Source organism: Gardnerella sp. Marseille-Q9691 (genome assembly GCF_046507715.1).
Classification (GTDB): Bacteria; Actinomycetota; Actinomycetes; order Actinomycetales; family Bifidobacteriaceae; genus Bifidobacterium; species Bifidobacterium greenwoodii.
On record NZ_JBKFXI010000003.1, the window covers coordinates 82,095 to 108,172 of the forward strand.

General features: G+C 39.8%; 20 protein-coding genes, 1 tRNA gene and 2 pseudogenes. 10 read left to right on the top strand and 13 right to left on the bottom strand.

Annotated features, from left to right (window positions below):
• Position 1 precedes the first annotated feature (1 nt).
• Both dnaN and dnaA read right to left on the bottom strand, forming a co-directional pair.
• Complete coding sequence (dnaN, locus tag ACLD6A_RS05760; RefSeq protein WP_410313824.1) at positions 2-1,126, bottom strand: DNA polymerase III subunit beta; 1,125 nt, start codon at positions 1,124-1,126, stop codon at positions 2-4.
• Between the two features lie 433 nt (positions 1,127-1,559).
• The gene (gene dnaA / locus ACLD6A_RS05765) at positions 1,560-3,182 is read right to left on the bottom strand and encodes a chromosomal replication initiator protein DnaA (protein ID WP_410313837.1); all 1,623 of its coding nucleotides are present in this window, start codon (positions 3,180-3,182) and stop codon (positions 1,560-1,562) included.
• Between the two features lie 422 nt (positions 3,183-3,604).
• Between dnaA and rpmH the strand changes: the two genes are divergently transcribed.
• The 8 genes from rpmH to ACLD6A_RS05805 all read left to right on the top strand — a co-directional run bounded on the left by rpmH (position 3,605) and on the right by ACLD6A_RS05805 (position 10,389).
• Positions 3,605-3,739, top strand: coding sequence for a 50S ribosomal protein L34 (rpmH, locus tag ACLD6A_RS05770; RefSeq protein WP_004114029.1), 135 nt, complete (start codon positions 3,605-3,607; stop codon positions 3,737-3,739).
• A 21-nt stretch (positions 3,740-3,760) separates the two neighbouring features.
• Positions 3,761-4,255: a ribonuclease P protein component gene (gene rnpA / locus ACLD6A_RS05775; RefSeq protein ID WP_102695111.1), complete on the top strand. Its 495-nt coding sequence runs from the start codon at positions 3,761-3,763 to the stop codon at positions 4,253-4,255.
• Positions 4,256-4,297: 42 nt separating this feature from the next.
• Positions 4,298-4,618 carry a membrane protein insertion efficiency factor YidD gene (gene yidD / locus ACLD6A_RS05780; RefSeq protein WP_004133909.1) on the top strand — a complete coding sequence of 107 codons (321 nt, stop codon included), beginning with the start codon at positions 4,298-4,300 and terminating at the stop codon, positions 4,616-4,618.
• Entirely contained in the window at positions 4,618-5,631 is a 1,014-nt protein-coding gene (gene yidC, locus ACLD6A_RS05785; protein ID WP_004133910.1) for a membrane protein insertase YidC, read from the top strand. The genes yidD and yidC overlap by 1 nt, the downstream gene beginning before the upstream one ends.
• Before the next feature lie 135 nt (positions 5,632-5,766).
• The gene (locus ACLD6A_RS05790) at positions 5,767-6,327 is read left to right on the top strand and encodes a protein jag (RefSeq protein WP_004133911.1); all 561 of its coding nucleotides are present in this window, start codon (positions 5,767-5,769) and stop codon (positions 6,325-6,327) included.
• Between the two features lie 190 nt (positions 6,328-6,517).
• Entirely contained in the window at positions 6,518-7,228 is a 711-nt protein-coding gene (gene rsmG, locus ACLD6A_RS05795; protein ID WP_004133914.1) for a 16S rRNA (guanine(527)-N(7))-methyltransferase RsmG, read from the top strand.
• A gap of 836 nt (positions 7,229-8,064) precedes the next feature.
• A complete protein-coding gene (locus ACLD6A_RS05800) occupies positions 8,065-9,012 on the top strand; it encodes a ParA family protein (RefSeq protein ID WP_004133917.1) in 948 nt (315 codons plus the stop codon).
• A gap of 21 nt (positions 9,013-9,033) precedes the next feature.
• Positions 9,034-10,389, top strand: coding sequence for a ParB/RepB/Spo0J family partition protein (locus ACLD6A_RS05805; protein WP_410296324.1), 1,356 nt, complete (start codon positions 9,034-9,036; stop codon positions 10,387-10,389).
• Here the strand turns inward: ACLD6A_RS05805 and trxB are convergent.
• The 5 genes from trxB to ACLD6A_RS05830 form a co-directional block, all read right to left on the bottom strand.
• Positions 10,370-11,311, bottom strand: a complete 942-nt coding sequence (gene trxB / locus ACLD6A_RS05810; protein WP_410313825.1) for a thioredoxin-disulfide reductase — start codon at positions 11,309-11,311, stop codon at positions 10,370-10,372. The two genes, ACLD6A_RS05805 and trxB, sit on opposite strands and share 20 nt — an antisense overlap.
• 75 nt (positions 11,312-11,386) lie before the next feature.
• Positions 11,387-13,618, bottom strand: a complete 2,232-nt coding sequence (locus ACLD6A_RS05815) for a kinase (RefSeq protein ID WP_032837651.1) — start codon at positions 13,616-13,618, stop codon at positions 11,387-11,389.
• A 169-nt stretch (positions 13,619-13,787) separates the two neighbouring features.
• On the bottom strand, positions 13,788-15,581 hold the full coding sequence (gene murJ, locus ACLD6A_RS05820; protein WP_410313826.1) for a murein biosynthesis integral membrane protein MurJ: 1,794 nt from the start codon (positions 15,579-15,581) through the stop codon (positions 13,788-13,790).
• Positions 15,578-17,944 (bottom strand): DUF6049 family protein, encoded by a 2,367-nt coding sequence (locus tag ACLD6A_RS05825; protein WP_410313827.1) that lies wholly within the window; start codon positions 17,942-17,944, stop codon positions 15,578-15,580. Before ACLD6A_RS05825 ends, murJ begins: the two co-directional genes overlap by 4 nt.
• Before the next feature lie 55 nt (positions 17,945-17,999).
• Positions 18,000-18,776 (bottom strand): NUDIX hydrolase, encoded by a 777-nt coding sequence (locus tag ACLD6A_RS05830; protein WP_004133924.1) that lies wholly within the window; start codon positions 18,774-18,776, stop codon positions 18,000-18,002.
• Between the two features lie 42 nt (positions 18,777-18,818).
• Here ACLD6A_RS05830 and ACLD6A_RS05835 point away from each other — a divergent pair, with 42 nt between their 5' ends.
• Positions 18,819-20,291: a CCA tRNA nucleotidyltransferase gene (locus ACLD6A_RS05835; protein ID WP_047923033.1), complete on the top strand. Its 1,473-nt coding sequence runs from the start codon at positions 18,819-18,821 to the stop codon at positions 20,289-20,291.
• Between the two features lies 1 nt (position 20,292).
• Here the strand turns inward: ACLD6A_RS05835 and ACLD6A_RS05840 are convergent, their stop codons facing one another.
• The 4 genes and pseudogenes from ACLD6A_RS05840 to ACLD6A_RS05855 all read right to left on the bottom strand — a co-directional run.
• Complete coding sequence (locus ACLD6A_RS05840; protein ID WP_004133930.1) at positions 20,293-20,919, bottom strand: LytR C-terminal domain-containing protein; 627 nt, start codon at positions 20,917-20,919, stop codon at positions 20,293-20,295.
• Between the two features lie 170 nt (positions 20,920-21,089).
• Positions 21,090-21,995 carry a 16S rRNA (adenine(1518)-N(6)/adenine(1519)-N(6))-dimethyltransferase RsmA gene (rsmA, locus tag ACLD6A_RS05845; protein WP_019260593.1) on the bottom strand — a complete coding sequence of 302 codons (906 nt, stop codon included), beginning with the start codon at positions 21,993-21,995 and terminating at the stop codon, positions 21,090-21,092.
• 69 nt (positions 21,996-22,064) lie between these two features.
• Positions 22,065-23,528 (bottom strand): G5 domain-containing protein, encoded by a 1,464-nt coding sequence (locus ACLD6A_RS05850; protein WP_019260594.1) that lies wholly within the window; start codon positions 23,526-23,528, stop codon positions 22,065-22,067.
• Between the two features lie 566 nt (positions 23,529-24,094).
• Positions 24,095-24,349, bottom strand: a pseudogene (locus ACLD6A_RS05855) (IS256 family transposase); the annotation flags it as partial.
• A 243-nt stretch (positions 24,350-24,592) separates the two neighbouring features.
• Here ACLD6A_RS05855 and ACLD6A_RS05860 point away from each other — a divergent pair.
• On the top strand, positions 24,593-25,576 hold the full coding sequence (locus ACLD6A_RS05860) for an Abi family protein (RefSeq protein ID WP_019260595.1): 984 nt from the start codon (positions 24,593-24,595) through the stop codon (positions 25,574-25,576).
• Positions 25,577-25,660: 84 nt separating this feature from the next.
• On the opposite strand, the pseudogene ACLD6A_RS05865 reads toward ACLD6A_RS05860, so the two are convergent.
• Positions 25,661-25,789, bottom strand: a pseudogene (locus ACLD6A_RS05865) (ATP-binding cassette domain-containing protein); the annotation flags it as partial.
• An 88-nt stretch (positions 25,790-25,877) separates the two neighbouring features.
• Positions 25,878-25,954 (bottom strand) — tRNA-Thr (locus ACLD6A_RS05870).
• Positions 25,955-26,078: the final 124 nt, after the last annotated feature.

Consider the following 26,078-nt stretch of genomic DNA (forward strand, 5'->3'; position numbering starts at 1 on the left):
ACTAATTATTAAAACGCATAGGAACAAGCAAATAACGGTAATTCATAGATTCGTCACCGTCTGATTCTTGTTGACCATTAAATTCAACAGGTTTTACTGCAGTTGCCATTTTCATGTGAACGAATGGTTCAGTAATTGCACTTAAACCTTCAATCAAATATAAAGGATTAAAAGCAACCGTAATTTCTTCACCATCCATGTCAATGTCAAGAACTTCTTTTGCTTGAGATTCGTCAGCAGCACCAGCACTTAAAGTTAATTCTTGATTTGAAAAAGTCATTCTAATAGGAGCATTCTTTTCTGCTACCAAAGAAACTCTTTTAATAGAATTAATTAAATCTTGTCTATTAATAACAGCGTGAATTGGATAGTCATCAACAAAAAGCCTATCTACAGAAGGAAATTCGCCATCGATAAGTTGTGAAGTACTATTTCTACCAGAATTTTCAAAACCTAATAGTGTTGGCTCTTTTTCATCAAAATCAATAATAACGTTCTGATGATCATCAAAAGAGCGAGCAATATCTCTTAATAAAGTACCACGAACAAGAGTTACAGAATTAGTATTTTCATTTTCTGGAGTCCACTTAAAAGTAGAACGAGATAAACGGAATCTATCAGTTGAAGTCATAGTAACAGTGTCATCTTCAAACTGCATTCGAATGCCTGTTAAAACTGGCCTATTTTCTTCTCTAGAAATAGAAACAGAAGCCTGGTTAACTGCTTGAATAAATGTTGGGGCGTCAACTTGACCCAGCTTATTAGGAAGAGCAGGTAAATCAGGATATTCTCCTAAAGGCATAAGTTGAAGAGTAAATGTTGACTTTCCAGAAGTAATAGTAAGTAAATTATTTTCTGAACTTAAATAAGTATTTTCTGCAGGAAGTGACTTTGTAATATCAGCCATTAATTTGCCTAGTACAAGTACACTACCTTCTTCATCAACGCCAGCTTCAATATGGTTTAGGCTAGAAATTTGATAGTTGAAGGCAGAAAGTTGCAGTGTTCCATTTGTTGCTTCAATTTTTAGACCTGCAAGAATAGGATTTGCAGGCCTAGAATCTATAACGCGTGTAGTCCAAGCTACAGCATCAGCAAATGATGCAGAGTTGACTTCTACTTTCATGCTTCCTCTTTTCGTTTAAAGTCTGCAATCATTCTACAGTATTAGTGCACATATCTGTAGTCTTTAAAATTTATAAGGCAGAGAAGATTTATAAATGCTATTAATAAATAATTAAATAAGATAGTAGTCATAATAAAAGCTGTGTATATGTGGAAAACTCTTATTTAGGCGCGCAATTTATAGGTTATTAACATTGAAAGATTGTTAATAAGTGTCTAACAATAATGTGTATAACTTGCGGAGTTATCCACACTAAAAGCTATTTTTTGATGTATTAACATTTTTAAGACTCTTATACACGACTTATTAACATTTAAAAACGGCGTTTTCCACGAGTTATACTCAGGTTTTACCCACATTTGTTATTAAGTATGTGGATAACTTTAGAAAAAATTATAAACAAATCTTTATAAAACAGTGGAAAAGTTATTTTTTAATTTCTATGATCTGCAGGATTTTGCTTTAATCTAACCGTTAATTCCATAACGTAATTGTAAATTTCCTGCTTTTCCTGCATTTCCCCACTTACACGAGTATAAGCGTGCATTACAGTTGTATGATCTCGGCCGCCAAAAACTTCGCCAATATCAACCAAGCTCATACTTGTCATCTCTCGAGCAAGATACATAGCAATTTGACGCGCAAGAGCAACATTTTTTGTACGCTGACGACCAACAAGTTCGTCAAATGTCATATGGAAGTATTGAGCGACTTGACTAATAATGTCAGTTGGACGAACTTCAATATCTGTTGCAAAAAAGTCTTGTAAAGCTTGTTCTGCCAAAGCTTTACTAACAGGCTGATTACTTAAGGATGCTACAGCTGTAACACGAGTTAAAGCACCTTCAAGTTCTCGAATATTTTCAGTAAATCTTTCTGCAATTAAATCAAGAACATCGCTTGGAACATTGCAGTGATTCATTGAAGCCATCATTCTTAAAATTGCAATACGCGTTTCCAAATCTGGCGGCTTAATGTCTACAGTAAGACCAGATTCAAATCTGGAAATTAAACGAGCTTCAAAGCCTTTAAGATTTTTTGGAGCAACATCAGAAGCAATAACTATTCGCTTATTTGCCTGGTATAAGGAATTAAAAGTATGGAAGAATTGTTCAAGAGTTGCTTCTTTTCCACCCAAGAATTGGATGTCGTCAATAAGAAGAACATCAACTTCGCGATAACGCCTATTAAACTCAGCTATTTGACCTTGACTTTGATTAGGTGTTTGAAGAGCTTCAATAAATTCGTTAGTAAATTCCTCACTAGTAACATAACGAACTTTAAGTGAATTGTCTTTTACTAAAGCGTAATTGCCAATTGCATTAAGCAAATGAGTTTTACCAAGGCCAGATCCGCCATAAATACATAAAGGATTAAAATCACGTCCGGATCCTTCGGCAACAGCAAGAGCTACCGTTCTTGCAAAACGATTTGAATCTCCCGGAACGAATGTGTCAAACGTTGCGCAAGTATTTAAATGCGTAATTGCATCTCTCTGCACAGAAACAGTCTGTTGTGCAGATTGCGTTGAAGGCGAAGAAATTTGTGTTTGTTTAAGAGTTGATAATCCAGTAGCATTATCAAAATCTGGTTGCAAAGTAGAATTTGCTGAAATTTTTTTATTATTGACTATTTCACTAACAAATCCAGGCGAAGTAAGGTTAGAAGATTTTGATAATAAATTTTCAGAATCTTGGCTTGGAACAGTAACAACAGGAGGAACAGCAGCAGCTGAAATATTATTATTTAAATTAGCTGCACGATTGTTTTGCTGAGATGATTCAGATGCTCCATTTGTTACAGAATTATTCTGAACATTAGAGTTAGGAACAATTTTAAAAGCAGGGAACATGTCTTTGCCTGTGCAAATTTTTAGAGCTGTTAAAAGTGGTGAATTAAGCTCATTTTGCAAAGCCTGCTGTGCTTCCGCATTTGACACACACAAAACAATAGTTGTTCCAAAGATTGATTCCGGTGTTACACCTTCAAACCAACCCTTATCCCTAGCGGTTAAAAGGGCATTATGCTGCAAGACAGTAAGCGTATTAGACCAAATTGATTCAGCTTCCGATTTAGGTTCGCCTAATGTATCAGCCATTTCACCCCCAACCTGTGATTAGTGCGTAGCTTTTTTACAACTTCGCGCGCACGTGTCTTCAAAGTGTCAGTAAATCATGTTTACTCTGACCCTACGAAGTTATCCACCGTCTAGCGTGTTGAAATTGCTCAATTGTGAATAACATGTGTGTAATTTGTGGATAAGTTACTGTTGAGATTTTGGCTATTTTTCAACGTTTTTAATAAATAATAAAATGTGATAAAAATGTGAACAGAATATTTTTTAGCGCATTTAAACAAGTTAAATAAAATGCTCAAAAAATATGGAGTTTTGACTATTGGTGAGGGGTAAGAGTATTTTAGTAGAGCTTGACTCATACGGGGCCATGCTTTTGCATGGTTGAATACAGGAGCATATTTATGAAGAGGACATTCCAGCCAAATAACCGTCGTCGTCACATGAAGCACGGCTTCCGCGTTCGTATGCGTACGCGTGCTGGCCGCGCCGTAATCAATCGTCGTCGTGCCAAGGGTCGCAAGACACTGTCTGCCTGAGTTAAGGTAGCGTCGTAAAACATGGAAAGGCTGAAAAGCCACCGCGATTTTGTTGCGGTTCTAAAGAAGCGACGCAAAGTGAGTTCGCGAGATATCGTCGCGCATTATGTGATGCGTGACGATACAGCCCTTAAGAACACACCTAACGAAGATAGAAGTGCAGTTTTAGATTGTATTGCCACGGGTTTTGGAAATAGTATTCCCGCGGCATTTTCTGATACCTTAATGCCTTCTCAAAATAGTGAGGATGCCAAGAGGTTAGGTCTTGCTGTATCTAAATCGGTAGGTAAAGCTGTAATTCGCAATAAAGTGAAGCGCAGACTTAGGGTTATTGCTAAAGATTGTGAATCATTACTACCTTATGGCTGTGATGTTGTGTTACGTGCAAAACCGACTGCAGCAGAATCCTCATTTGATTCGCTGCATAGGCAGATAGAAAAACTTTTTGCTAAAATTAGTGAATTATTAAAAACTGTGCATGAACATGATTTTCACGAAGCAGTTAAAAATAATTGACAGAAATAACTGATTTTTAATAAAGGTATGGTGACTATTATGATGCGTAGCAAGAAAAGCTATATTGCTCGCGGAATAATTTGCGCCATACGCTGGTATCAGAAAAAAATTTCTGCAAATAGACCAGCTTGCTGCAGGTACTACCCCACATGTTCTAGATATGCTATAGAAGCTGTTTCTCGCTATGGTGCATTTAAAGGTGGTATTCTTGCAGTATTGAGGCTACTTCGCTGCAGACCATGGACCAGCTGCAGTATTGATGATGTGCCACGTAAATATTCAATCTTTTATCGTTGTGCTTGGTCTAAAGCGCATGAAGAGCCACGGCTAACTCCCTTGGCTGAAGAAGACAAGGAAAACTAATGTTTAATCAAGATCACTTCTTACTTGATAATGGATTCTTAGGATGGTTCTATAAGATTCTTACACCAATTGAATGGCTTATGACTCAGGTAATGTCTTTGTGTCATAAGTTCCTAGTTCTTATTGGTATGAACGAAATTGGATTCTCTTGGGTTCTTTCAATCGTTTTCCTTGTGATTGTTGTGCACGCGTGCATATTCCCTGCTTTTATTAAAAGCATTAAAGGTATGCGTAACATGCAGGCTATTGCGCCTAAAATGAAGAAAATTCAGCAAAAATATAAGGGCAAAAGCGACGCTGCAAGCAAGGAAGCAATGCAGCGAGAAATGATGAAGCTGTATCAGGATAACAATGCAAATCCTGCAGGAAGTTGCTTGCCTATGATGATTCAAGGTCCTGCATTTATGAGCATTTGGTACACGCTTTCGGTTATTCCTTTTATTGCTCGCGGAAAGCATGCTGCTCTTGGCGCTTTTGATACTGCAACAGCTCAACAGTTTATAAAAACTCACGTATTTGGAGTAGGTGTTGCAGACACATTTATGACGGTCGAACTAACGGGCAAAATCGTAATCGTAATCTTTGTTGTACTTATGTGTGCAGCAATGTGGTATATGCAATTTAACAATATTCGTAAAAATCTTCCTCCAGAGTCTAAGCAAGGCAGCCAATATACAATGCAAAAGCTTATGATGTGGGGCTTCCCGCTGATTTATGTTTTCTCTGCTTTTGCGCTTCCGTTTGCAATGCTTGTTTATTGGTTGGTTAACAACATTATGAATATGCTTCGCTCTATTTGGCAGGTATATGCTTTCCCAACTCCTGGCTCTCCTGCAGCTGAAGAGAAAGAGAAGCGAGATTACAAAAAAGAAACAGAGCGCAGAAAGCGTGAAGGTTTGCCTTCTATTGAAGAAGAAAATCTTCAGAAAGCTCGCGAAGAGGCTGAACGCAGGGAAAATGAAGGATTCCAGCGTAAGCAGCCACAGCGCAAGCGTAAAGTATCAAAAAAGTAGTAATTAAATATGTTAAGCGCTTAATAAAGGTAAGAAAATAACTCTTTAAAAATTATTTATTTGGCTTTATTATCCGCTAAACTAGACTTCAGAATTTTGCAACGTGAATTTTTAAGTCACGATAAGGAGTAAGTAATGGTACAAGACGATAAGAAGACGGTTGACCAGCTCAACGAAGAAGCTGATATTGCTGCCGATTATTTAGAAGGTTTGCTTGATATTGCTGATTATGAAGGCGATATTGAGATGGGCATTCGCAATAATCGTCCAATGATTCAGATTGTTGCAGATGATGACACTGATATTAAGCATTTAATCGGTCGTGAAGGCGAAGTTGTTGATGCTTTGCAACAGTTAAGCAGGCTTGCGGTTCAGCAAAAAACTGGTGATCGTTCCCATCTTATTGTCGATGTTGATGGTTTTTTGAAGCGTAAGCGTCAGCATTTGCGCGATATTGCTTTGGATGCGGTTGATGAAGTTCGCGAAACTGGTGAATCTGTAGATTTGAAGCCAATGAATTCCTTTGAACGCAAGGTTATTCATGACACTGTTCGAGATGAGGGTTTGCGTTCTCGCTCCCACGGTGAAGAACCACATCGCTATGTTACTGTTTATTTGCCTGCTAGGTCTGATGAAGATGTGGTTGATGATATGAATGATGCACTTTCTTCTGATGACGAATATGTAGAGGAATAATTTTAAAGGTTGCATTTTAAAACATTCTATTGCTTTTTAAATGTAAGTTTTGAAAAAGCATTTAGAAGAAAGTGTTTATAAAACAGCATAAAGTAACATTTTTGAACAAAAAATGTTTAGTTATGTTACTTTATATTTTAATAGATTTAGATATTTTGAAAATATCAAGATACGAATAAGTGTGGGGAAAATGGCCGATAATCAATCTACTCAGATGGCAGAAAACACTCAGCCTGTGATTGATGAATTAGAAAATTCTCCATTACTAAATGACGTTCTTGGTAGCGCACTCCCTCAATGTTCCATGTTTCACGTGAAACTGCAAAGAGAAGGTTTGCTACGAGGACTTGTTGGCCCTCGAGACATGGGAATTTTATGGGAGCGTCACATATTAAATTCTGCAGCAGTTGTGCCTTTTGTTCGCAAAGTTGCGGAAAAAAGTAAGCAAAAAAGAGTTGCTGATGTTGGCAGCGGCGGAGGATTTCCTGGTTTAGTTTTAGCTGCTTGTTTACCTGACTATGACGTTACATTAATTGAACCAATGGAGCGTCGCGTGGATTGGTTGCGCGAGTGTATTGCGCTTATGGGGTTAAAAAACGTTACTATATTTCACGGCAGATCAGACGAAGTTATTGAAAAAATTAAATCACATGAAATTCCTGCGTTTGATGTAGTAACGTGCAGAGCTGTAGCTCCTATGACAAAATTGGCCGGATGGACTATTCCTTTATTAAGAGCGCATGGAAGTTTAGTCGCCTTAAAAGGTAAGTCTGCTAAAGCAGAAGTAGAAAAAGCTGCAAAAATGATTCGCAAAGCTGGTGGCGCAAATCCTCGAATTCTTGAAGCGCCAGTTGCGTCTGGTTTGCAGCCGACTACAGTCGTATTAATCGATAAGGCTTGATTTTTAATTAAAATTTGTGTTTGCGTGCGTGTTTACTGTGGTTATGAGATGTGGCTGCGAGAGATAGGAATTACTTGTCTCGCAGCGCTACGCTCTTATACCTTATTTAGACTTAAAGGTTGCATAGTTAAGTTTAGTTTTTTACTTACTTTCTTTCAAAAATAGTTATTCATCAAAAAGATATTACTATCGCTCCGCTTTTATATTGCTCGACCAAGCAATTCCTATCTCTCACTCGTAAATTCACCCACCGTTTTTTTGGTGTGGTAGGAAAGAGTGATTGGTGTGACATGTGCGGCAGCATGAATGTTAGTGTGCGCTAATCAACAGGAATCAACGTTAGCAAAGCACTGGTGCAAAGCTACATTAGCAGCGTCAGCAGAGCATTGATGCAAAGCTACAGAAGCATGCAAGCATTCAAGCAATGCAAAAAATCTCAAATCTCACCGCACTGGTATTCGTACGCTAAAGTCACACAATTAAGCTGCGCATTGACTTGCCGGAGCGCTCAATGCGTAGCGCGCGTAGGCATTTCAATGCGGAAACTCGCTTAGGTTGGAAGTCCAGTGGACTTCCAACGCGAGTTTCGTAAGCGAGCGCGTTATCCGCGCGAGCGTTACTTTGGTGGTTGAGAGTTAGTTTGGTGTGGTGTGGGCATCGGCACGGATGTTAGTGTTTTATGATTAGAAAAATACGTAGCTAGTTATGGAATAAGGTGTTGATGTTTCATGTGAAACATTACGTGATTTTAGTTTTTTATGTCCATAGAAACAAGGAAACTTAATAAACGTATCGTATTTTTTAGGCATTTTCATTACTATGCGGGGGTGATTGTCGTGGAATCAGCTGAAGAAACGATTCAACGCATTTTTGGAGATTCAAAATCTTCCTTAGGTATTGAATTAGCAAATTTAACATCGCGCTTTCGTGCCCTCGAAAAAGTAAAGTATCCTAAGCCAGAAAAAACTCGTTTTATTGCAGTTGCAAATCAAAAAGGCGGTGTTGGTAAAACAAGTTCTGCTGTTAATCTTGCTGCAGCTATGGCAGTCGGCGGATCTCATGTGCTACTAATTGATATGGATCCGCAAGGCAATGCGTCTACTGCGTTAAATGCTCCGCATTCTTCCGGAGATTTATCGGTTTATGATGTTATTGAAGGTCGTAAAACTATTGCTGAAGTAAAAAGATCTTGTCCGGATATTGAAGGTCTTGATGTAGTCCCCGCATCTATTGATTTAAGCGGTGCTGAATTAGAGCTTGCCGAAATGGATAATCGCAACAATCTATTAAAGAATGCTCTTTCTGATTATCTTAATAATTGTGAAGAGCCTTACGATTATGTGTTTATAGATTGCCCTCCTTCACTAGGTTTGTTGGTTATTAACGCTATGTGCGCAGCACAGGAAATGCTTATTCCTATTCAAGCAGAATATTATGCTTTGGAAGGTTTAGGTCAGCTTATTAGAACAATTGGATTGGTGCAACAGCATTACAATCCTATTTTAACTGTTTCGACTATGCTGGTAACAATGTTTGATAAGCGCACACTATTAGGGCGTGAAGTTTTTCAAGAAGTTAAAAAACATTATCCGAATATTGTGCTTGAAACGACTATCCCTCGCACTGTAAAAATACCTGAGGCTCCTAGCTTTAATCAAAGCGTAATAACTTATGATCCTCATGGAGCTGGCGCAATATCGTATCGTGAAGCAGCATTAGAAATTGCTAAACGATCTAAAACTGTATTATCTGTTATTGCGGAAAAACAAGAGAATAATAAATAGGAATAACAAGAGGAGATAATAATGAGTGTAAGTAAGTCTCGTTTAGGCAAAGGCTTAGGCGCATTGTTCCCAGCTTTGCCTGGCGAAGATGCTCTTGTTGATTCATCTATAAAATTGCAAGATAGTGTTTCACATGAAACATCTTCCGAAAATGATTTGCAAAAAAAGAATTCTTTAGAAAAGCAGAACAAAAACACAGAACATGTTTCACGTGAAACTGTAAAAAAAGACAGCAATAGCGAAAAAAGTGTTTCACATGAAACAAAAGTTCCTAGCATGGAAAATTCTATTTCGCCGCACGCGAATGTAGATAGAAATACAATAAAGAATGTTTCACGTGAAACTGTACCGTCATTGCAGGGTAGTGAACAAGGTGAAAAGCATGTTGGAAAGCATGCTCATAAACGTTCTGCAATGCCATCTCTTGGAGATGTAACTCGCCCAATTGACTTCTTCTTCTCTGACTCAACTTCACCTAATTTCAAGCTAGATAAGCAAAAAAATGCTGAGTCTAATAATCTTGAAAAAGGCGCAGAAAATCAACAATTAAAGCCAATTAAAGGCGGTTATTTAGATTATTTGAAGCCTCTTGATATTGTTCCTAATGCGCATCAGCCTAGAACTATTTTTGACGAAGATGAATTGCGTGAGCTTGCATCTTCAATTAAAGAAGTCGGCGTGCTTCAACCTATAGTTGTTAGACCAATTAAAGACGCTGATAAGAATAATAAAGAAATTGCACATTACGAACTTATTATGGGCGAGCGTCGTTGGAGGGCTTCTCAAATTGCGCAACTTGACACAGTGCCAGCAATTGTTAGAACCACGGCTGATGAAAATATGTTGCGCGATGCGCTTCTTGAAAATCTTCACCGTGTAGCTTTGAATCCTTTGGAAGAGGCTGCCGCTTATTCTCAAATGATTGACGATTTTGGATTGACACAAATTCAGCTTTCTAAATCTGTTTCAAAGTCTCGTCCGCAAATTGCCAATACTTTAAGGCTTCTTAATTTGCCTGCTAGTGTTCAAAAGCATGTTGCTTCTGGAGTTCTTTCTGCAGGTCATGCTCGCGCATTGCTTGGATTAGAAAAGCCGGAAGATATGGAGGAGCTTGCTAATCGTATTATTTCTGAAGGATTGTCTGTTAGAAGTACTGAGGAAATTGTTTCATTAAAAACAGAGCATCCTGCTAACGGTGTGACTCGTACGCGCGCTAGGAGAAATAACTACTGGTCTTCTTCGCCTATTCGTCAGCAGCTTGAGGAGCGTTTTGCTACGAAAGTTGCTATTAAAGGCACGCAGAATCACGGAAGAATTGAAATAGTGTTCTCATCTCCGGAAGAAATGAAGCGTATTATTAATCTTCTTTCTCATTAAGATACGCCTGCGCGTCAAGAGCTGCTCTGCACCCCATGCCGGCTGCAGAAATAGCCTGTCGGTACACGCTGTCTACAACATCTCCCGCAGCAAAAACTCCGTCTACGGAGGTTCTAGTTGAAGCGCCGTCAACCGCAATGGTTCCGTCTTCATTTAGTCTTAATGCGCCATTAAGGAACTTTGTTGCGGGAGTATGCCCTATTGCAACGAATAATCCTGAAGACTCGATTTCTTGCGTTTCTCCTGTAACAACATTTCTAAGAGTTAACGATGTTGCTTCCTTGCTGTTGCCGTGCACTTCGTCTACAACACTGTTAAGTATGAAACTAATTTTTTCGTTCTCTTTTGCGCGATCAACCATAATTTTAGAAGCGCGAAACTCGCTGCGTCTATGAATTAAAGTCACAGAAGATCCAAATCGAGAAAGGAATTGTGCTTCTTCGAATGCGGAATCCCCGCCGCCAACTACCGTAATTGGTTTGCCGCGGAAGAAGAATCCATCGCAGGTTGCACAATATGAAACTCCTCGCCCAGAGTATTCCTGTTCACCAGGCACGCCCAATTTGCGCACTGTAGAGCCCGTAGAAACAATAACAGCCTCCGCCTCATAAGTTATACCATCTTCGGTTGCAACGCGCTTTACAGGGCTGTTAAAGTCTACAGAAGTAACGTCGCTTAAAATGACTTCAGCACCAAATTTTTCGGCCTGCTTTTGCATTGCATCCATTAAATCTGGTCCCAAAATGCCTTCTGGGAATCCTGGATAATTTTCTACCTCTGTAGTATTAACTAATTGGCCGCCAGGGGTTAAAGCTCCAGCTATAACAAGTGGATTGTATCCGGCGCGACCCAAATATATTGCAGCAGTATATCCAGCAGGTCCGGATCCAATAATAATAACTTTGTGAATTTTATTTTCCATTCGTTATTTATCCTTACTTGTTATTCACAGGGGTTTATTTGGTTAATTATTTATATTTATTTGACTATTGCAAAATTAGTAAAGCTTTACAGAATTAATGTAAAGACTGTTCTTAGGCATAGTATCCTTTGGAACCCAAAGCATAAAGTCTTGCGATTTTACAATCTTTTTAAGCTTCACATCAGTTGTTCCGCTTTCGTCAAACGTAAATTCTGCAAGTTGTGTGCCTTCTCTAGGATCATCTTTTGTATTTGCCAGCAAGAAAGCGTGTCCGCCTGAGGTTCGTATTGAAATAACAAAACGATACACAGTTTGAGGCTCTGTTAAGTGAATGTAGTAGCCGTATCCAGGTTGTTGGGCAGGGAAGCTAAGGAACTGATAGCGATCTGCCTTATATGCAACAGTGTTCGTAGGAATTTTAGGTTTTGGAACAGCCTTTACCTGTTTTCTTCCTATGTGCTTCTTTGCCTGCTGCTTTTCTTGTGGCAGCACTCCCTGGCTTCCAAAAGGCACATTTTCAACGGTTGTACTATCCCATGAACCATTATTGCTAAGACTGTCTTGGCTTTCATGCGTTCCAAATAAACCATGTATTGCTAAAACTAATCCAATAATAAGAAGTAAGCATACGGCGCCAATTGCAATAACTTTTGTTGAAAGGCCTAACCATATTTTTGCATTAGCAATGGCATCTGTACCATTTGGATTATTCTTATTTTTACTGTGTAAATCAGCAGATTTCTCGCGAGGCTGGAAGCTAGGCGGCAATGAAGGGGAGCTTGTTTTAAGAGCATCTTCGGCCTGATTATTATTAATTTCATCCTGCAGTGCTCGCGCAGATTCTTCGCCAGGCGCAATAAACCTACCTCGGGTATCGACTACTGGTACGCGACCAGTAGATTCAGCCTCTGAAGTTAAGCTTTGCGGTCTTGACATAAGCTCTGTATGCTGAGCATTTTCTGCAAGTAAATGTTCAAAATCAAAGCTAGAAGCAACACCAGTTTCGGTTAAATCATCTCTTTGACTTTGATTGCGAGAATTATTAGCACGATCAAGAACATTTCGAGAAGTAGCAGATTCAGGAAAATGCTTATATGATGCAGATAAAGTTGGGAAAATAGCGTCATCAGTATCTAAATCTGTAGGAGCAAGAATACTTGCCATTTCTGCAGCTGCAATATCGTGAAAATCAATGTCAGTATTGGTGTTTGTATCTTCGTCAAAATCATCATCAATGTTTTTGTTGGCAGAATTAGCATTATTTCGCTTAAGAAGCGAGCCAAGTGTTCTGCCAGCATTTTTAAAACTGCTACTAATCTTCGCAGCTCCACTATTTGCGGCAGATCCAGAATTGTTGGACGAGTCTTGCAAATTAAGAGAATTAGCATTTTGCTCATTTGCTTGCTGCATAAACTGAGCGTCAAACTGTTCTTCACTTTGTGTTAAACCTTCTGGCAAAGGAAGAATTACATCATCTTGTGCACTAAGTAAACGAGCATTACTAATAGATGCAACACTTGTTTTATTGCTAAACTCAATATCTTTATTGGAAAGCTTAGAAACAGGCGTGTATGAGCCTAAAAGCGCCATTAACTCAGCAATAGAAGCCATAGGAACTATATGATTATTCTCGTTAGCATCTAAGCTTCGTGTGCAAATCATCCTAAATTCTGAAGGAGTATCATTTGCAAGCATAGAAGCGTCAAAATTCGCTTGTACGCGCGAAGAAGTTCTAGTAAGAAGAGCATAAAGTAAAGAAGCAAGTTGACGAGTAGCAGCGTGTTCTATGCTTTCGCTTGCTGCATTTTCTTCGCTATTTTGCGATTTAGTTATGTCTTCTAAAAGCGGGCTTACAGCAGTATCTGCAAGTTCAATGCCGTTAGGAGTAATACGTACAGTGTCGCTTGAAACAGCATGATGAGTTATGTTATTGGAAAGAAGCTTGCTTAATGCTTGAGCTGTTTCGGCAACAATTGTTCTTATAGCTTCGTAGCTTAATGGGGTTTCTTTTTTAGCTAAATAATCGCTAATTGTAATACCGCGATCGAGAGCTGTAACAATAAGAGCAATCGAATCATGATGTTGAAGCTGCAAAACCTGAGTGAATTTAGTGCTGCGAGATAACGCCAAAGTAGAAGCAATCGTATTAACTTCTGGCAAAAAACGAGAATCGCGCACAATAAATAGTTGGCAATCTTGAGTAAGTATGCGGTCGTTCGCCTGCCATACTTGTAGTCCAGCCTCATTGCGCAAAAGCGATACTAAAACGTATCGGTTTAGTACAATATCTCCGAGCCGAGGTTCCATTTGCTACTCATCTTCCTACGCGTGCGCAATAAACAATGACAACATTTTTAACTACAATCTAATTGTACTTATGAAATGACAACTTATGTACAGTAATTTTGTTGATATTGTAATAATTTCTAAAACAACTAAAGAATTACATAATAAAGTTTGATTGTAAATAGAAATATTACAAATTATGCTTATCTGTTTGCTTACTTGGCAGCTTACCGGATCGAACTACTCGTGCAGTACGATTAGCTTGCTTTTGCTCAGATTGTTTGCGAGCAGTGTCTTCAAAAATCTTTGCAAGAGGAATAAGCACAGGAATTTTCTTGGAAAGTTTGCTAATTATTGGTGAAGATAAATCAATAAGTTCGCTGGTTTTCAAAAGAAGAAGTACCGCAAGATAAATAATCGCAATAATAATTGTTGTAATTGCGCAAACAAGTAAAGCGTTAAGCCACCTCAACACTCCGTGCAAATGTGGGGAATTAATAGTAAAAACTTGTAAAAGAGGTTCTCGTACAACAAGACCTATAAAAATAGAAATTAGTGCAGATGCAACAATTTTTACATGCGTGGTTATAAGTCTTTTTTCGTCTAAATCCTTGTTAAAACGATTTCGCAGCATGTGAACAAGAGATGGGAAAGTTAGGAAGTAACTTATTGAAACGCAAGCTCCTAAAGCTGTTACCCAGCATGTAGGAGGTAGCAAATTAACACAAGATACAAACGCAATAATCTCAGTAAAAAGCTGAGCAAAAGCAAAAATAAACGGGCTTTTGCCATCTTCAAACGCAAAGAACGTGCGTTGAATAATCAAGTAGCTACTTGTAAGTGGTAATCCAAATGCAAGCATTGTAAGAGGAGCAGCCATAAGATTAGCTTCTTGCAAACTTATAGACGGAATCAAAGCTAACGAAATAGGCGTTGGTATAACAATAAAAACAACCGTAAAGAAGCACATTATTAAACTTACGTGCCTAAGCGCTTCGCTTAAATCTTTGCGTGCGTCATTTAAATCATGATTTGCAATAGCCAGCGAAATTTTAGGGAAAATAGCTGTTGCTACAGATACTGCAACTAGTGAATAAGGGAGCAAAAACATTGTGTAAGCGTTTTGGTAGGTGGCATTACCAGCTACCTCAAACTGGTCTAATCCTAAACGCTGTTCTGCAACAAATGGGACGCTTGTTGTTATATGCGTAGTAATCATAACAACTATTTGCGTAACAACAACAATGCCCATGCTCCACGCTGCAACAGGGCCCATTGAGCGTAAGCCAATATCTCGTATACCAAAACTTGGTCGGTAGTGTATTCCGCTTTTCATTAGCGGCCAGAATAGAACTAAAGCTTGAGCGGCAACGCCAAGAGTCCAAAAACCTGCTGTAAGAAGAAGAGTATTTCCGTTCCAGAAACTCAGAGGCTCTCTATTAGCTTTTCCAAAAATAAAAATGAAGACGCCAAAACCTAGGCAACTAATAATATTTGCAGCAACAGAACTCCACGCATACATTGCAAAACGGCCCTTAGCGGCAAGAACTTGCCCTAATACGGTGTATAAGCCGTAGAAGAAGATTTGTGGCATGCACCATAGCGTAAAAGCACAAGTAAGCGTTTGCATTTCCTGGCTTCCGCCCGCGTAAAGCATTGTGAGTACAGGCGTTGCTGCAGCCATAAGAATTGTAACTGCAAGAAGTAAACCAATAGCAAAAGTAATAAGCTTATTTAAGCGCTCTTCTGCATTCTTCTTTTCGAGCGTGCGAACAATTTGCGGAACAAGCACGGCGTTAAAAATTCCACCCGAAACAAGAGTGTAAATAAGCTGAGGAATCATAGATCCAGCTTGATACGCGTTTGCAGCAAGTCCCGTGGTTCCAAGTGCTGCAGCTAGCAGAATAGTACGTATTTGCCCTGTAATTCTAGATGCGGCTGTTCCGCTAGCCATAATAACGGAATTTCTACCTACTGAGCTCATTCGTCTGAATCCTTCTTACGGTTAAATTGCCTCCAAAGTCCAAGAAGACCAAGCATGAAAGCAAATATTATAATAATCGTACCGCTTTTATCACTAATTTGCAGAGTACTCGTAATAAGCGTGTGTTCAGTGGCGGAAAATGCTTGATGCTGATCATCTTCCAAAACGAAAGTAGCTTTAGTGTGAAGAGAAGTCGTAATTCGCAAAGGTAAAGTAACTTGCACTTCGCTATTTGCTGGAACTTTAACTAAAGTCTTTCTACGAGTAACAATTTCCATAACGTGCGTATCTGCAGATAAATACACTTTTACTGGATAAGCGTAAGTATTGCTGATAGTAATTGGTATGCTTGCTGTTTCGCTAACTGCAGTAATATCTTTTGGAGGTATTATGCGAATCCCAGAAAGTAGCTTATTTACAAAGTATTTCGCTGTGCTATTTTCGTTATAAGCTGTTTGTTGTTGTTTACGATTTGCGTATTTTTTTGTTTTAGTCGGAAGACTGCTTGTTTTATTTGTTAATTCTTGCAACGCAATATCGTCGTACAAGCGTAATAAATACAATCCCCAATCTTTAGCGCTAATCCTATTTTTTGCTTTAGCAGCTTGTTTAGCTAGAGCTTGAGCGTCGCCTTCCGTATTGCGTAATTTCGTATCCTGCTCGTAATTAAGAATATTTTTAACAAAACGCGAAACTTTTTGCCTGTAAAGAATTAAATTCTTTAATTCTAATCGTCTTTCTTTGGCTGAAACTGCGTTAATTGCACTACTGTGAGGCATTGAGTGCATAAGATCATTATTTTTCCAGGAAGGCAGCTTTTCCTGCTTAATTTTTGCCATTGTATTTAAGTCGCTTAGTTGCAGCCAAGGCGATTGTTCCAATGCGCTCATAACGCCATCAATATTTTTTACATCTGTTTTGTTAGAAAAAGTAATAAGAATATTGCGGTCTACGTAAGGTTGTTCCATTTGGTAGAACGCGCTTTGTGCAACTAAACGATTTATTCGACCGGCTTGAGTGCGCTCGCTAAGAGCTGTAGAGTTTGTTGCCTTGCCGTTTGCCAGCATTGTTAGCACAGATTGAGCAGATAATACGCGTACGTTTCCTGCTGGAGTTTCAACATCGTATATGCCGTTGCTAATAGCAAATTGTGAAGCTGTAGAATCAAATTCATCTGTGGAAATAACAGTGTTATAACCGTTGCGTTTTGCAAGCTCAAGCGCTGAAAGTGTCCATTTTCCTCGAGTCTGCCAAGCGTATGTATTTTGTGATCCGTTGTCAACCTTCGCAATCTGCTTCGTTTCATGAGGATGATCGTAGGAGCTAGAAGTTTCAGCTATTTGTGAAGATTGTGGAATTTTTGAATTTTGTGGAATTCTTGAATTTTTAGCAGACCATGTGCTTTCATTAATGCCAGCAGAACGATACATTTTGCGATTGTGATCATCTGCATAAGCGCTAATATCAAAACCTGATTTTTGCATAAAAGCGTTAGGAACAAATAATAATCGAGCTGCTTGAAGCGTATTTATATCGGCAATAGTCTGTAATTTGTTATGCTTGCTAACTAAATCTGCCTGCTCAAGCACATAGTGCGTATCTTGCTTGTTTGCTTGCAAATTCGATACAACTCTACTATTTGTGCTTGTGAAATTATCTTTTAAAACATGTTGCTTATTTGCAAGAATTGGCATAACTGCCGTAAGTTTTATTGCTGGAGATTCAGGCACATTAAAGCCTGCGTTCGATCTTGTTAAGAAGGAACGAATAGATTTATATCGTGAAGAATCCTTAGAAAAATACGTGATTTTTAAAGGTTTTGGACCCCAATGCCAAATAGATTTAAGTTCTTGAGAGTCTGATGGTATATCAAAGTGGAATGTTGAAGTTTTTCCTGCTGCAATCTCGCCAATTTTTATTGAGCCAAGTATTTGCGGAGTTGGTATAAGAGATTCTCCTTGAGCCCAATTTTGCAAATCTGTTCGTGAAACAAAAGTGTAGTTGGAATTAATAGAAAGTTGCAAAAGGCCTTCCGGAAGTGCTTCTGTTGTAGCTTTAACTGTTGCAGTAAGATGGTAGCCGCTTTTATCGGTCACAACCGGCGTAGATTGAAGAATATTAAGATCGATTCCCTTTATGTGAGGATTTTCGTAATCGTTCTCTTTTTTCTTAGTGTTTTTACCGGGTTCATCTTCTAAAGTCGTATTAGACGTAACCGCGTTTGCCGTATTCAACAATCCCACATATTTTGCGCATTGCATATTAGTTATTGCAAGAATAATGGCAAGAGACGTAATAAAAATAATAGTAAAATGCAAAACTTTTAAGCACAAAGCTCGCGCGGATTGCAGTAAATTACGCATGTAAAAACATGTTTTGTGACATGTTAAATTGTGCGCTTCGTGCGCTATATGGTTCTTACGCGTGAGATTCGTCACTGTGAGACCGCCTGTTTGCTTTTTTTGCGTAAAGCCATGCAACTTTACGTTCATTTGGATAACTTAAAATCGCGCTCAGTTCTTTGAAATTTACCCATATTGCATCTTCTGCTTCATGATCTGGATCTCCCAATACAGAAAGATCGCCGCCTACGTAGCGTAACGCAAAATGATGAACTAATTTATGAACTCGATGAGTTGTTCCTGTAAACCAATAGTCTATTGTGGCAATTGAATCAACCACTTCGCCTATAATTCCAGTTTCTTCATGAATTTCACGAACAGCAGTTTCTTGAGGTGTTTCACCCTTCTCAATATGGCCTTTTGGTAGACACCATTCAAGGTGTCCGCTTCTGGAATGTCGAGCAATAATTGCGACACGCCCGAGTGTGTCAAATACGAGTCCACCTGCGGAATATTCACGAATAATTGGCAAATCTTGAGCGTATAAAGAGGCAAAAGTAGCAGGCGTATCTGCTAGTCTACGCTGTGGCATAATAGCCGGAGATGCTCCAGGGATTATTGAAGTTTTTTGAAGAATATCCTCATCTTCAACCACTTCTTGAGACTCTTGCTCAAGCTCTGAAAAGATTGGAATATCAACGAAAATCTGAGATTTTTCTTCGTTTGATTCTAAAGATTTTTTACTATGAATTTTAGATAAATCAAGAGGCGTTATTGAAGGCGCAGACTGATTTTGGGCATGATTATCCGCAAGCTTGGCGAGCATACGTCGTAAATCTGCAGGAGTAACCATACACTCCACCTTACTCAATCCGCTGTGCATTGGGGTAACTGTATGCTGGAATATAGATTAATTTTTGCTGAAAGGGTGTCGGTAAGGGTGACTGAGAACTTCAAAGTTTGGCCTGAAGCTATAGAGTTGGGGCGACTTTTCGCTGAACACGATTATGAACTTGCATTAGTTGGTGGACCTGTGCGCGATATGTTGTTGCATCGCGTGTCGCATGATCTTGATTTCTGCACTTCTGCTCGTCCAGAAGAATTTGAACCCATTTTAAGACGTTGGGGACATGACGGTTTTTGGGATATGGGTCGCAAATTTGGCACTTTGGGTGCTGTGCGTCGACGCCCGGATGGAACGGAAGTAAAAGTTGAAATTACTACATACCGTTCAGACGCGTACGATCCTGATTCTCGTAAACCTGAAGTGCAATATGGGGATACTCTTGAGGGCGATCTTTCTAGAAGAGATTTCACAGTTAATGCCATGGCTTTGCGTGTTCCAGATTTGGAATTTGTAGATCCGTTTGGTGGTGCTAGTGATTTAGCTAAAGGCGTGTTGAGAACACCTGTTGATCCTCGTCAATCCTTTGATGATGATCCTTTGCGAATGATGCGTGCGGTTCGTTTCGTTGCACAACTTGGGTTTACTATCGAAACTAATACTGCTGAAGCAATTGTAGACATGGTAGATCGCCTTGATATTGTTTCAGCTGAGCGTATTCGTGACGAAATTACTAAACTTCTTCTTTCGGACCGTCCGCGTAAAGGTTTGGAAGCGCTTGTTGAGTCTGGTATTGCAAAGCGAGTCTTGCCAGAAATTCCAGCTTTACAGCTTGAAATTGATGAGCATCATCGTCATAAAGACGTTTTTGAGCACACAATGATGGTTCTTGAGCGCGCTATTGCCCTAGAAACCGATGATGAAGGCCCTGTGCCATCCCCTGATTTAACTTTGCGACTAGCAGCCTTGTTGCACGATATAGGCAAGCCTCGTACTAGAAAGTTTGAAGATGGTGGCAAAGTCAGTTTTCACCATCATGATGTAGTTGGTGCAAAAATGACGCGTAAGCGTTTGAAGGAATTGCATTTTGACCATCATCTTATTGAAGATGTAAGCGAATTAGTAAATCTGCACCTGCGTTTTCACGGTTATGTTGACGAACCTTGGACTGATTCTGCAGTACGACGTTACGTTAAGGATTCAGGGCACTTGTATGAGCGTTTGAATCGACTTACTAGAGCTGATGCAACTACGCAGAACCGTCGTAAATCTTTGATGTTTGAGCACGCAATGGACGAAATGGAACAGCGCGTGCGCGAATTGAAAAAGCAGGAAGATTTTAATGCTATTCGTCCAGATGTTGACGGAAATGAAATCATGAAACTGCTTGATTTACAGCCAGGGCCAATAGTTGGTGAAGCTTATAAACATATGCTTGATTACCGTCTTGATAACGGGCCTGTAGCTCACGATATAGCTGTTGCAGAATTACAGCGCTGGTACGAAGAAACGTATAAAAAGTAGATTATTTAACAGCTTTATGTGAATCTGCTTTAGGAAGTTCCTTCATATCTTTTGCTTTAACGCATCCAGGGACTTCTCGTATTGCGGCTCCTGCAGCTGGAACATCAACTTTTGGACGAAGATTATTAAAAGTCGAGCCAAGAACAATATCTACGAGCTTATCTTGGCGATCGTCCATGCGCATAACAGCATCAGCAAAATTAGAATTTACTGTGTATGCTTCATTAATAGCGTTCTTACCGAAATAAATAGTTGTTCTTTTAACATTACTTGTTTTGTTATTATTTACTTCTGTAAGATTAAAACCTCGAGCATTTAATGCTTCTCCTACTGCTCTTGCCAAGCCGCGGAATTTCGTACCGTTTAATACTCGAATTGACACAGCACGATTATCAACATAAGGAGTTTTAGAGCCTTCTTTGCCTTTGGTCGCGCATGGTGCTGTTATGCCGAAATTAGGATTATCTTTTGGTGCAACTATTGAATTAATCCCAAAAACATGAAATTGTATTAACAGCGCGAATACAAACGTAACTGCCAAAGCTATGCTAACAGTAGTAATAACAGATCGCTTCTTTTGATACATGAAAGCCTTACGAGCAATACGTTCGTCGTATTCTTGCGTCATGTTCACTTCCGATCTGTAAGTTTATTTTGTTTGCAGCAATTTTCTTAATCTGCAAAGCGTAATATAAATCGCATTTTACTGACTATGTATGACTTGATTTTTACGCGTATAAGCGTTTGTTAGCAAACTGTTCTTTAGTGAAATTGTTATTTTAAATTTCGAATAAAAAGCTATTTTTGATGCAACTCTAAAGTTTTACAAGCGCGATACAACGCAATAAAGTCGTCGCATGTAAGCGTTTCTCCGCGTCTTGTAGGATCTATATTAGCTTTTTCGTACGCTTCGTCACTAACTAAATGTTTAAGAGCCGCATGTAAGGTTTTTCGTCTTTGCTGAAAAGCTGCGTCAATTAAAGTAAACACACCTTCGCGTTCGCTATTATCTCCCTTATTTTTGCAATAGCGAGTGAAAGATACTAGTGCAGAATCAACATTTGGCGCTGGCCAAAAAACGTTACGCCCAATAAGACCCGCGCGCTGAGATTGACCGTACCAAGCAAGTTTTACGCTAGGTGTTCCATACACTTTATTTCCTGGCTGAGCGCATAGTCGATCTGCTACTTCTTTTTGAACCATAACCAAAAAATGCTGTAAATTACTAAATTTTTCAAGTAAAGTAAGCACAATTGGTGTTGCAACATTGTATGGAAGATTTGCAACAAGTGTAAACTTATCTGCTTTTGAAAGTTGCGGAACGTCGTCTGCAGTTACAGCCAAAGCATCTTTTAAGATAACGTTAAAACGTTTAGAAGCGTTTGGCATAAATTCTTCAACAGTGTTAGGAAGGCGGCGTGCAAGAGGTGGGTCTATTTCTACAGCTGTAAGATTAGCTCCAGTTTGCAGTATTGCAAGAGTAAGAGAACCAAGACCAGGCCCTACCTCCATAACGGTATCGCCAGATTTAACTTCAGCTGCCGCTACTATTTTTCGCACTGTACCAGGATCAATAACGAAATTTTGACCAAACTTTTTGGTAGGAGTAATGCCTTCTTCTGCAGCAATACGTCGAATATCTGCTGCTCCTAAAAGCTGGCCTTCAGTTTCAGTGTTGATTTCTGTCAATGCTGTACCGCCCAATATGTGTGCTGATTAAAATAATAAAGTTTTAATCTATAGTTTTTAACTTAAATAGGATGAGTGTCTAATTTAGTACCAGCCAACCTCGTGTGAGTGCCTTACAGCTCCGCTAGGATCTTTGTATTTTCCTTTTATGTAGCTAATTCCCCAGCTAATCTGCACTGCAGCATCTTCATGCCAATTAGCTCCAGCGCTGCTCATTTTATTGCCAGGAAGAGCTTGAGGAATGCCATAAGCGTGCGAGCTTGGATTTTCCGCATTCCAGCGCCATCCAGATTCCCTATTCCACAGCCAAACAAGATCTTCCCACTGTTTTCCAGTCCAGCCCATTTGTGCCGCAGCTCCTTGCGCAAAAAGCTTTGCCTGCTCTGGTGTAGCGTGAACAAGGCTATTTGGGTTTGACTCAGGAGCAGGAGCGGGAGGATTTGATTTCGGAGCAGCAGGTTGCGTTTGTGATTGAGTTTGCTGATTTTCCTGCGATTGCGCTGCAGCATCTTGCGTAGACTTTTGTGCGTCGTTTCCCTGTTTTGCTTGTGATTGCTCCTGGCCTTGTTTTGAAGGCTGCTGGTTTTGTGAATTTGTATTCTTAGTTTTAGACGCTTGAGATTCAGATTTTGGCTCCTGCTTTGGCGCAGGCTTAGCAGCAGGCTTTGGTTTGTTAACAGGCTTCGGCTGAATTGGAGCTGCTTTTCCAACAGCAATAACCTGATTAATAGCAGGCTTTAATACATTTTGCGAAACGAGAGTAGAGCTTTCAGCTTTGCCATCAACATAAGTTACGTTATATACGTCTTCGCGCTCGCCATTAACGCCATCTTGTTGCACGACTCGAGAATTTGCTGGAAGCTTAGGGTCGATTACGGTTTGTGTAGCAAAAGGCAATGAAACTGTTCTAGTTTCTTTACCATGCGTGACTCTGGAAATACGCAAAACAGTATTGCCTTCGTCATCTTCAACGCTAACTCGATCTTCTTTTCCTAATACGATTCCTTGCGCGTCAAGAATAGCGCTTGCAGGTAAGCTTCCGTCCGGAGCAATCCGAGATTTTCCATCCGCAATAACAGTTATTGGGCCTTTTTTATTAATTGCTAACCCGCAGGTGAGTTTATCGTAAATATTTTGCAAATTTACGGTAATTCGTTTAGCGTTTTTAGCGTTTGCTTTAAAGAATCCAATAAGCTGATCAACGCTGGTTGCAACTGTCCAAAATGGTATAGTAACGCCGTCTACAGTAATAGAAGTTTGATACGCGCTTCGCACAGTAACGGTAGCGTGATTTGAAAGAATATCGCCGGAAGAAGATATAACCTGATCGTGTGTTTTTACAGGCACATGCTGCTCTTGTAGCAGGCGAGCAGAAGTTGTGGCATAAGTGTTAACAATGGTTGCTTTGCCATTTACAACTAAGGCTACTGCTTTTTGAGATGTAAATGCAAAAATGCTTATTGCAGCAATAGATAGAGACAAGACGCATGCAATAATACGAGAGCGCCGCATTATAATCAGGCGTCGAGGCGTCCATCGACGTGCCATGTAATCACTCCATTCACTGTAAGACTAGCTTTTATTATAACTTCTATTCTGCATTGGGTTTAAAAATGCATAACAAATAAAATGGGGGCGGGAGAGAAGGGGATATTCCCGCCCCCTATGAGGTGGAGCTGGTTGGGGGACGCTCCACACTCACCCCGGAAACCCTGAGTTGGGGGAAGGTTTCCGAGTTCTTACTCGCGAAAAGTTTTATTATACAGATGATTATGTGCGCAGATATAGATTTGCTATTTTCATAATACGCCATAATTTGGCACTTTATATGAAAAGTAAATTTTTTCTATTTTAAATAGTTAAGTAGTTACTATCCCCTCTGCTTTAATCATTTCACGTTATTATATGCGATATTGAAGATAAGAAAATTATTGTTTTCGAAATTGGCATAAAGTGTTTTTAATCTTTACTATTTATCATACAATAAATCCAGTTATAACTTATCATCTTATTATTGCTATTGTAAATTTAATAAAAACTTTTTATACGCTTTTGACTCATAATATGCGGACAAGTGGATTTTTATAATTTAGCTATTTTATTATGCAAAATGCCCATAAAATGAACCAAAGTTGGTCATGGATACGAATACTGAGATGGGTGCGGGCTGAGAAGTCGTATGAATAATTATCCTGAGTCTTATTAGATAAAAGCCAATTTAAGCTAATTGTTAAATCGTTTGATTGTTTATCATACGCTCTACTTTTAGAAGCCCCGCAGTTAGGACAACGGTATCTAGTAGTGCCAGCATTGGTGTGACCGTTCTTGCTCATTTTGTGATGACAGTTATCGCATAGTGGGTTATTCATACAAATGAAGAATAACCAACATTCGATATACCGCGAGCCCTACTGCTATAAGGGTTATGAGCTTATTTTTTACACACTTTTTGTCCAGGTGGCGAATGTGCAGAAAACAGATTCGATTACCGCAAAACGCTTGTAAACAAGGGGGTGCGTTAATGGTGTTTATCTGATAACATGAAAATAACCGTTCAGCCCGCTGCTCTCTTGGAGTAGACGGGCTGGATTTCTACTCGGGAAGGTGAGGGTATGGAGGTCAAGCCGTCAACCACGTTGGAACAGCAGCTGAATATTCTGTCTGAACGAGGAATGAAACTTGATGAACCACTTGCGCGTCAGTGGTTAACGAGTGTCTCTTACTATCGCTTGTCTGGCTACTGGTACGCCTACCGCGTTCTACCAGAGGATGCTAATCCAAAGCAACCAGTTCGTTTAGACCAATTCGTAGAAGGCACATCGTTTACTGAGGTCGCTGGATTATACGAGTTCGATCGTAAGTTACGCACGTTAGTACACGATGGAATTGAGCGTATTGAAGTTGCCCTACGCACTCGCGTTGGCGAGTGGATTGTGCAGAATGATGCATTGGCTTATTGTAATCCATCGTTGTTCCGCGAGGGATTCGACCATGTTGCTTGGCTTGCAAAAGTGTATGGTCGAATTGTGCGAGCCAGGTCAAGTAATGCAGCAATTTTACATTACGCGAACGAGTACGGTCATTACCCATTCTGGGTAGTAGCGGAGGTTCTGGATTTTTCAGATGTGTCCCTTTTATTTGATGGATTACCTGCTGATGCTCAACACAGTATTTCTACTGATTTTGGATTTGATGTTGATGCCGGTAAGCTAAACTCGAAGCAGAAGAAAAGCTATCACGATAAGGACCCTCTTGTGCGTTGGTGCGAGCAGCTGACTGTTGTTCGCAACGTTTGTGCACACCACGCTCGTCTGTTCAACAGGCATCTGACGCCAGCATCAACGAACGCTTTCCGCACCATTCCCGCTCTCTCATCGTTACCGGATGGGCAGAGCGATAAACTCTATGGGGCGCTACTGGTGATGGCATTCATGCTGCGCACCATATCTCCGGGCACAACATGGCCATCAAAGCTCACAAAATTGATACATACGGACTTCGAAAAACTCAGCCTACGCAGTATCGCTGAAATGGGGTTTCCTGACAATTGGGAAGACAGCCTAAACGCCTCACACAAGTCCGAATCCTCCATATAAAACTCGGGTTATTCCCCAAAATGTGTATACAGAATTTCTTGTTTTTTTTTGTTCTTATTTGAGGCGTGTTATGCGCACTGCATACTAAAAAGTATTCAATACGCGCCCATAAGTAGGACGCAGAATTCCTGCAATTGTTTTAAGCAAGATTGACTTACCTGCATCGTTCGAACCGATTAATGCCACACGCTCGTGCGGAGAAATCTCGAAACTGACATTATTTAAAGAACAAAAAGCGCTTGAAAAGCACTAGCCTTACATTCGTCTCACTCATCATCTCACCGCCAAAGTGAGGTAGGTATGGAGCCTCCTGCCGGGATCGAACCGGCGACCTGCCGCTTACAAGGCGGCCGCTCTGGCCATCTGAGCTAAGGAGGCGAATGTTTTGCCATGCACGCTATTAAGTCATGCTAAGCAGAACATTGATTAGTGTACCATATGCCACGTCATTACAAAACATTTGGAATGTTTGTATAAAAAATTTTATTTATTTCTATACTCA

Excerpts from the sequence above, each read along its gene's own strand:
- dnaN (WP_410313824.1), bottom strand. The coding sequence starts at position 1,126 with ATGAAAGTAGAAGTCAACTCTGCATCATTTGCTGATGCTGTAGCTTGG.
- ACLD6A_RS05830 (WP_004133924.1), bottom strand. The coding sequence starts at position 18,776 with ATGGTTACTCCTGCAGATTTACGACGTATGCTCGCCAAGCTTGCGGAT.
- trxB (WP_410313825.1), bottom strand. The coding sequence starts at position 11,311 with ATGGAAAATAAAATTCACAAAGTTATTATTATTGGATCCGGACCTGCT.
- ACLD6A_RS05825 (WP_410313827.1), bottom strand. The coding sequence starts at position 17,944 with ATGCGTAATTTACTGCAATCCGCGCGAGCTTTGTGCTTAAAAGTTTTG.
- yidC (WP_004133910.1), top strand. The coding sequence starts at position 4,618 with ATGTTTAATCAAGATCACTTCTTACTTGATAATGGATTCTTAGGATGG.
- ACLD6A_RS05840 (WP_004133930.1), bottom strand. The coding sequence starts at position 20,919 with ATGACGCAAGAATACGACGAACGTATTGCTCGTAAGGCTTTCATGTAT.
- ACLD6A_RS05835 (WP_047923033.1), top strand. The coding sequence starts at position 18,819 with ATGCTGGAATATAGATTAATTTTTGCTGAAAGGGTGTCGGTAAGGGTG.
- rsmG (WP_004133914.1), top strand. The coding sequence starts at position 6,518 with ATGGCCGATAATCAATCTACTCAGATGGCAGAAAACACTCAGCCTGTG.
- ACLD6A_RS05850 (WP_019260594.1), bottom strand. The coding sequence starts at position 23,528 with ATGGCACGTCGATGGACGCCTCGACGCCTGATTATAATGCGGCGCTCT.
- rpmH (WP_004114029.1), top strand. The coding sequence starts at position 3,605 with ATGAAGAGGACATTCCAGCCAAATAACCGTCGTCGTCACATGAAGCAC.
- rnpA (WP_102695111.1), top strand. The coding sequence starts at position 3,761 with ATGGAAAGGCTGAAAAGCCACCGCGATTTTGTTGCGGTTCTAAAGAAG.
- ACLD6A_RS05815 (WP_032837651.1), bottom strand. The coding sequence starts at position 13,618 with ATGGAACCTCGGCTCGGAGATATTGTACTAAACCGATACGTTTTAGTA.
- ACLD6A_RS05790 (WP_004133911.1), top strand. The coding sequence starts at position 5,767 with ATGGTACAAGACGATAAGAAGACGGTTGACCAGCTCAACGAAGAAGCT.
- ACLD6A_RS05805 (WP_410296324.1), top strand. The coding sequence starts at position 9,034 with ATGAGTGTAAGTAAGTCTCGTTTAGGCAAAGGCTTAGGCGCATTGTTC.
- ACLD6A_RS05860 (WP_019260595.1), top strand. The coding sequence starts at position 24,593 with ATGGAGGTCAAGCCGTCAACCACGTTGGAACAGCAGCTGAATATTCTG.
- murJ (WP_410313826.1), bottom strand. The coding sequence starts at position 15,581 with ATGAGCTCAGTAGGTAGAAATTCCGTTATTATGGCTAGCGGAACAGCC.
- yidD (WP_004133909.1), top strand. The coding sequence starts at position 4,298 with ATGCGTAGCAAGAAAAGCTATATTGCTCGCGGAATAATTTGCGCCATA.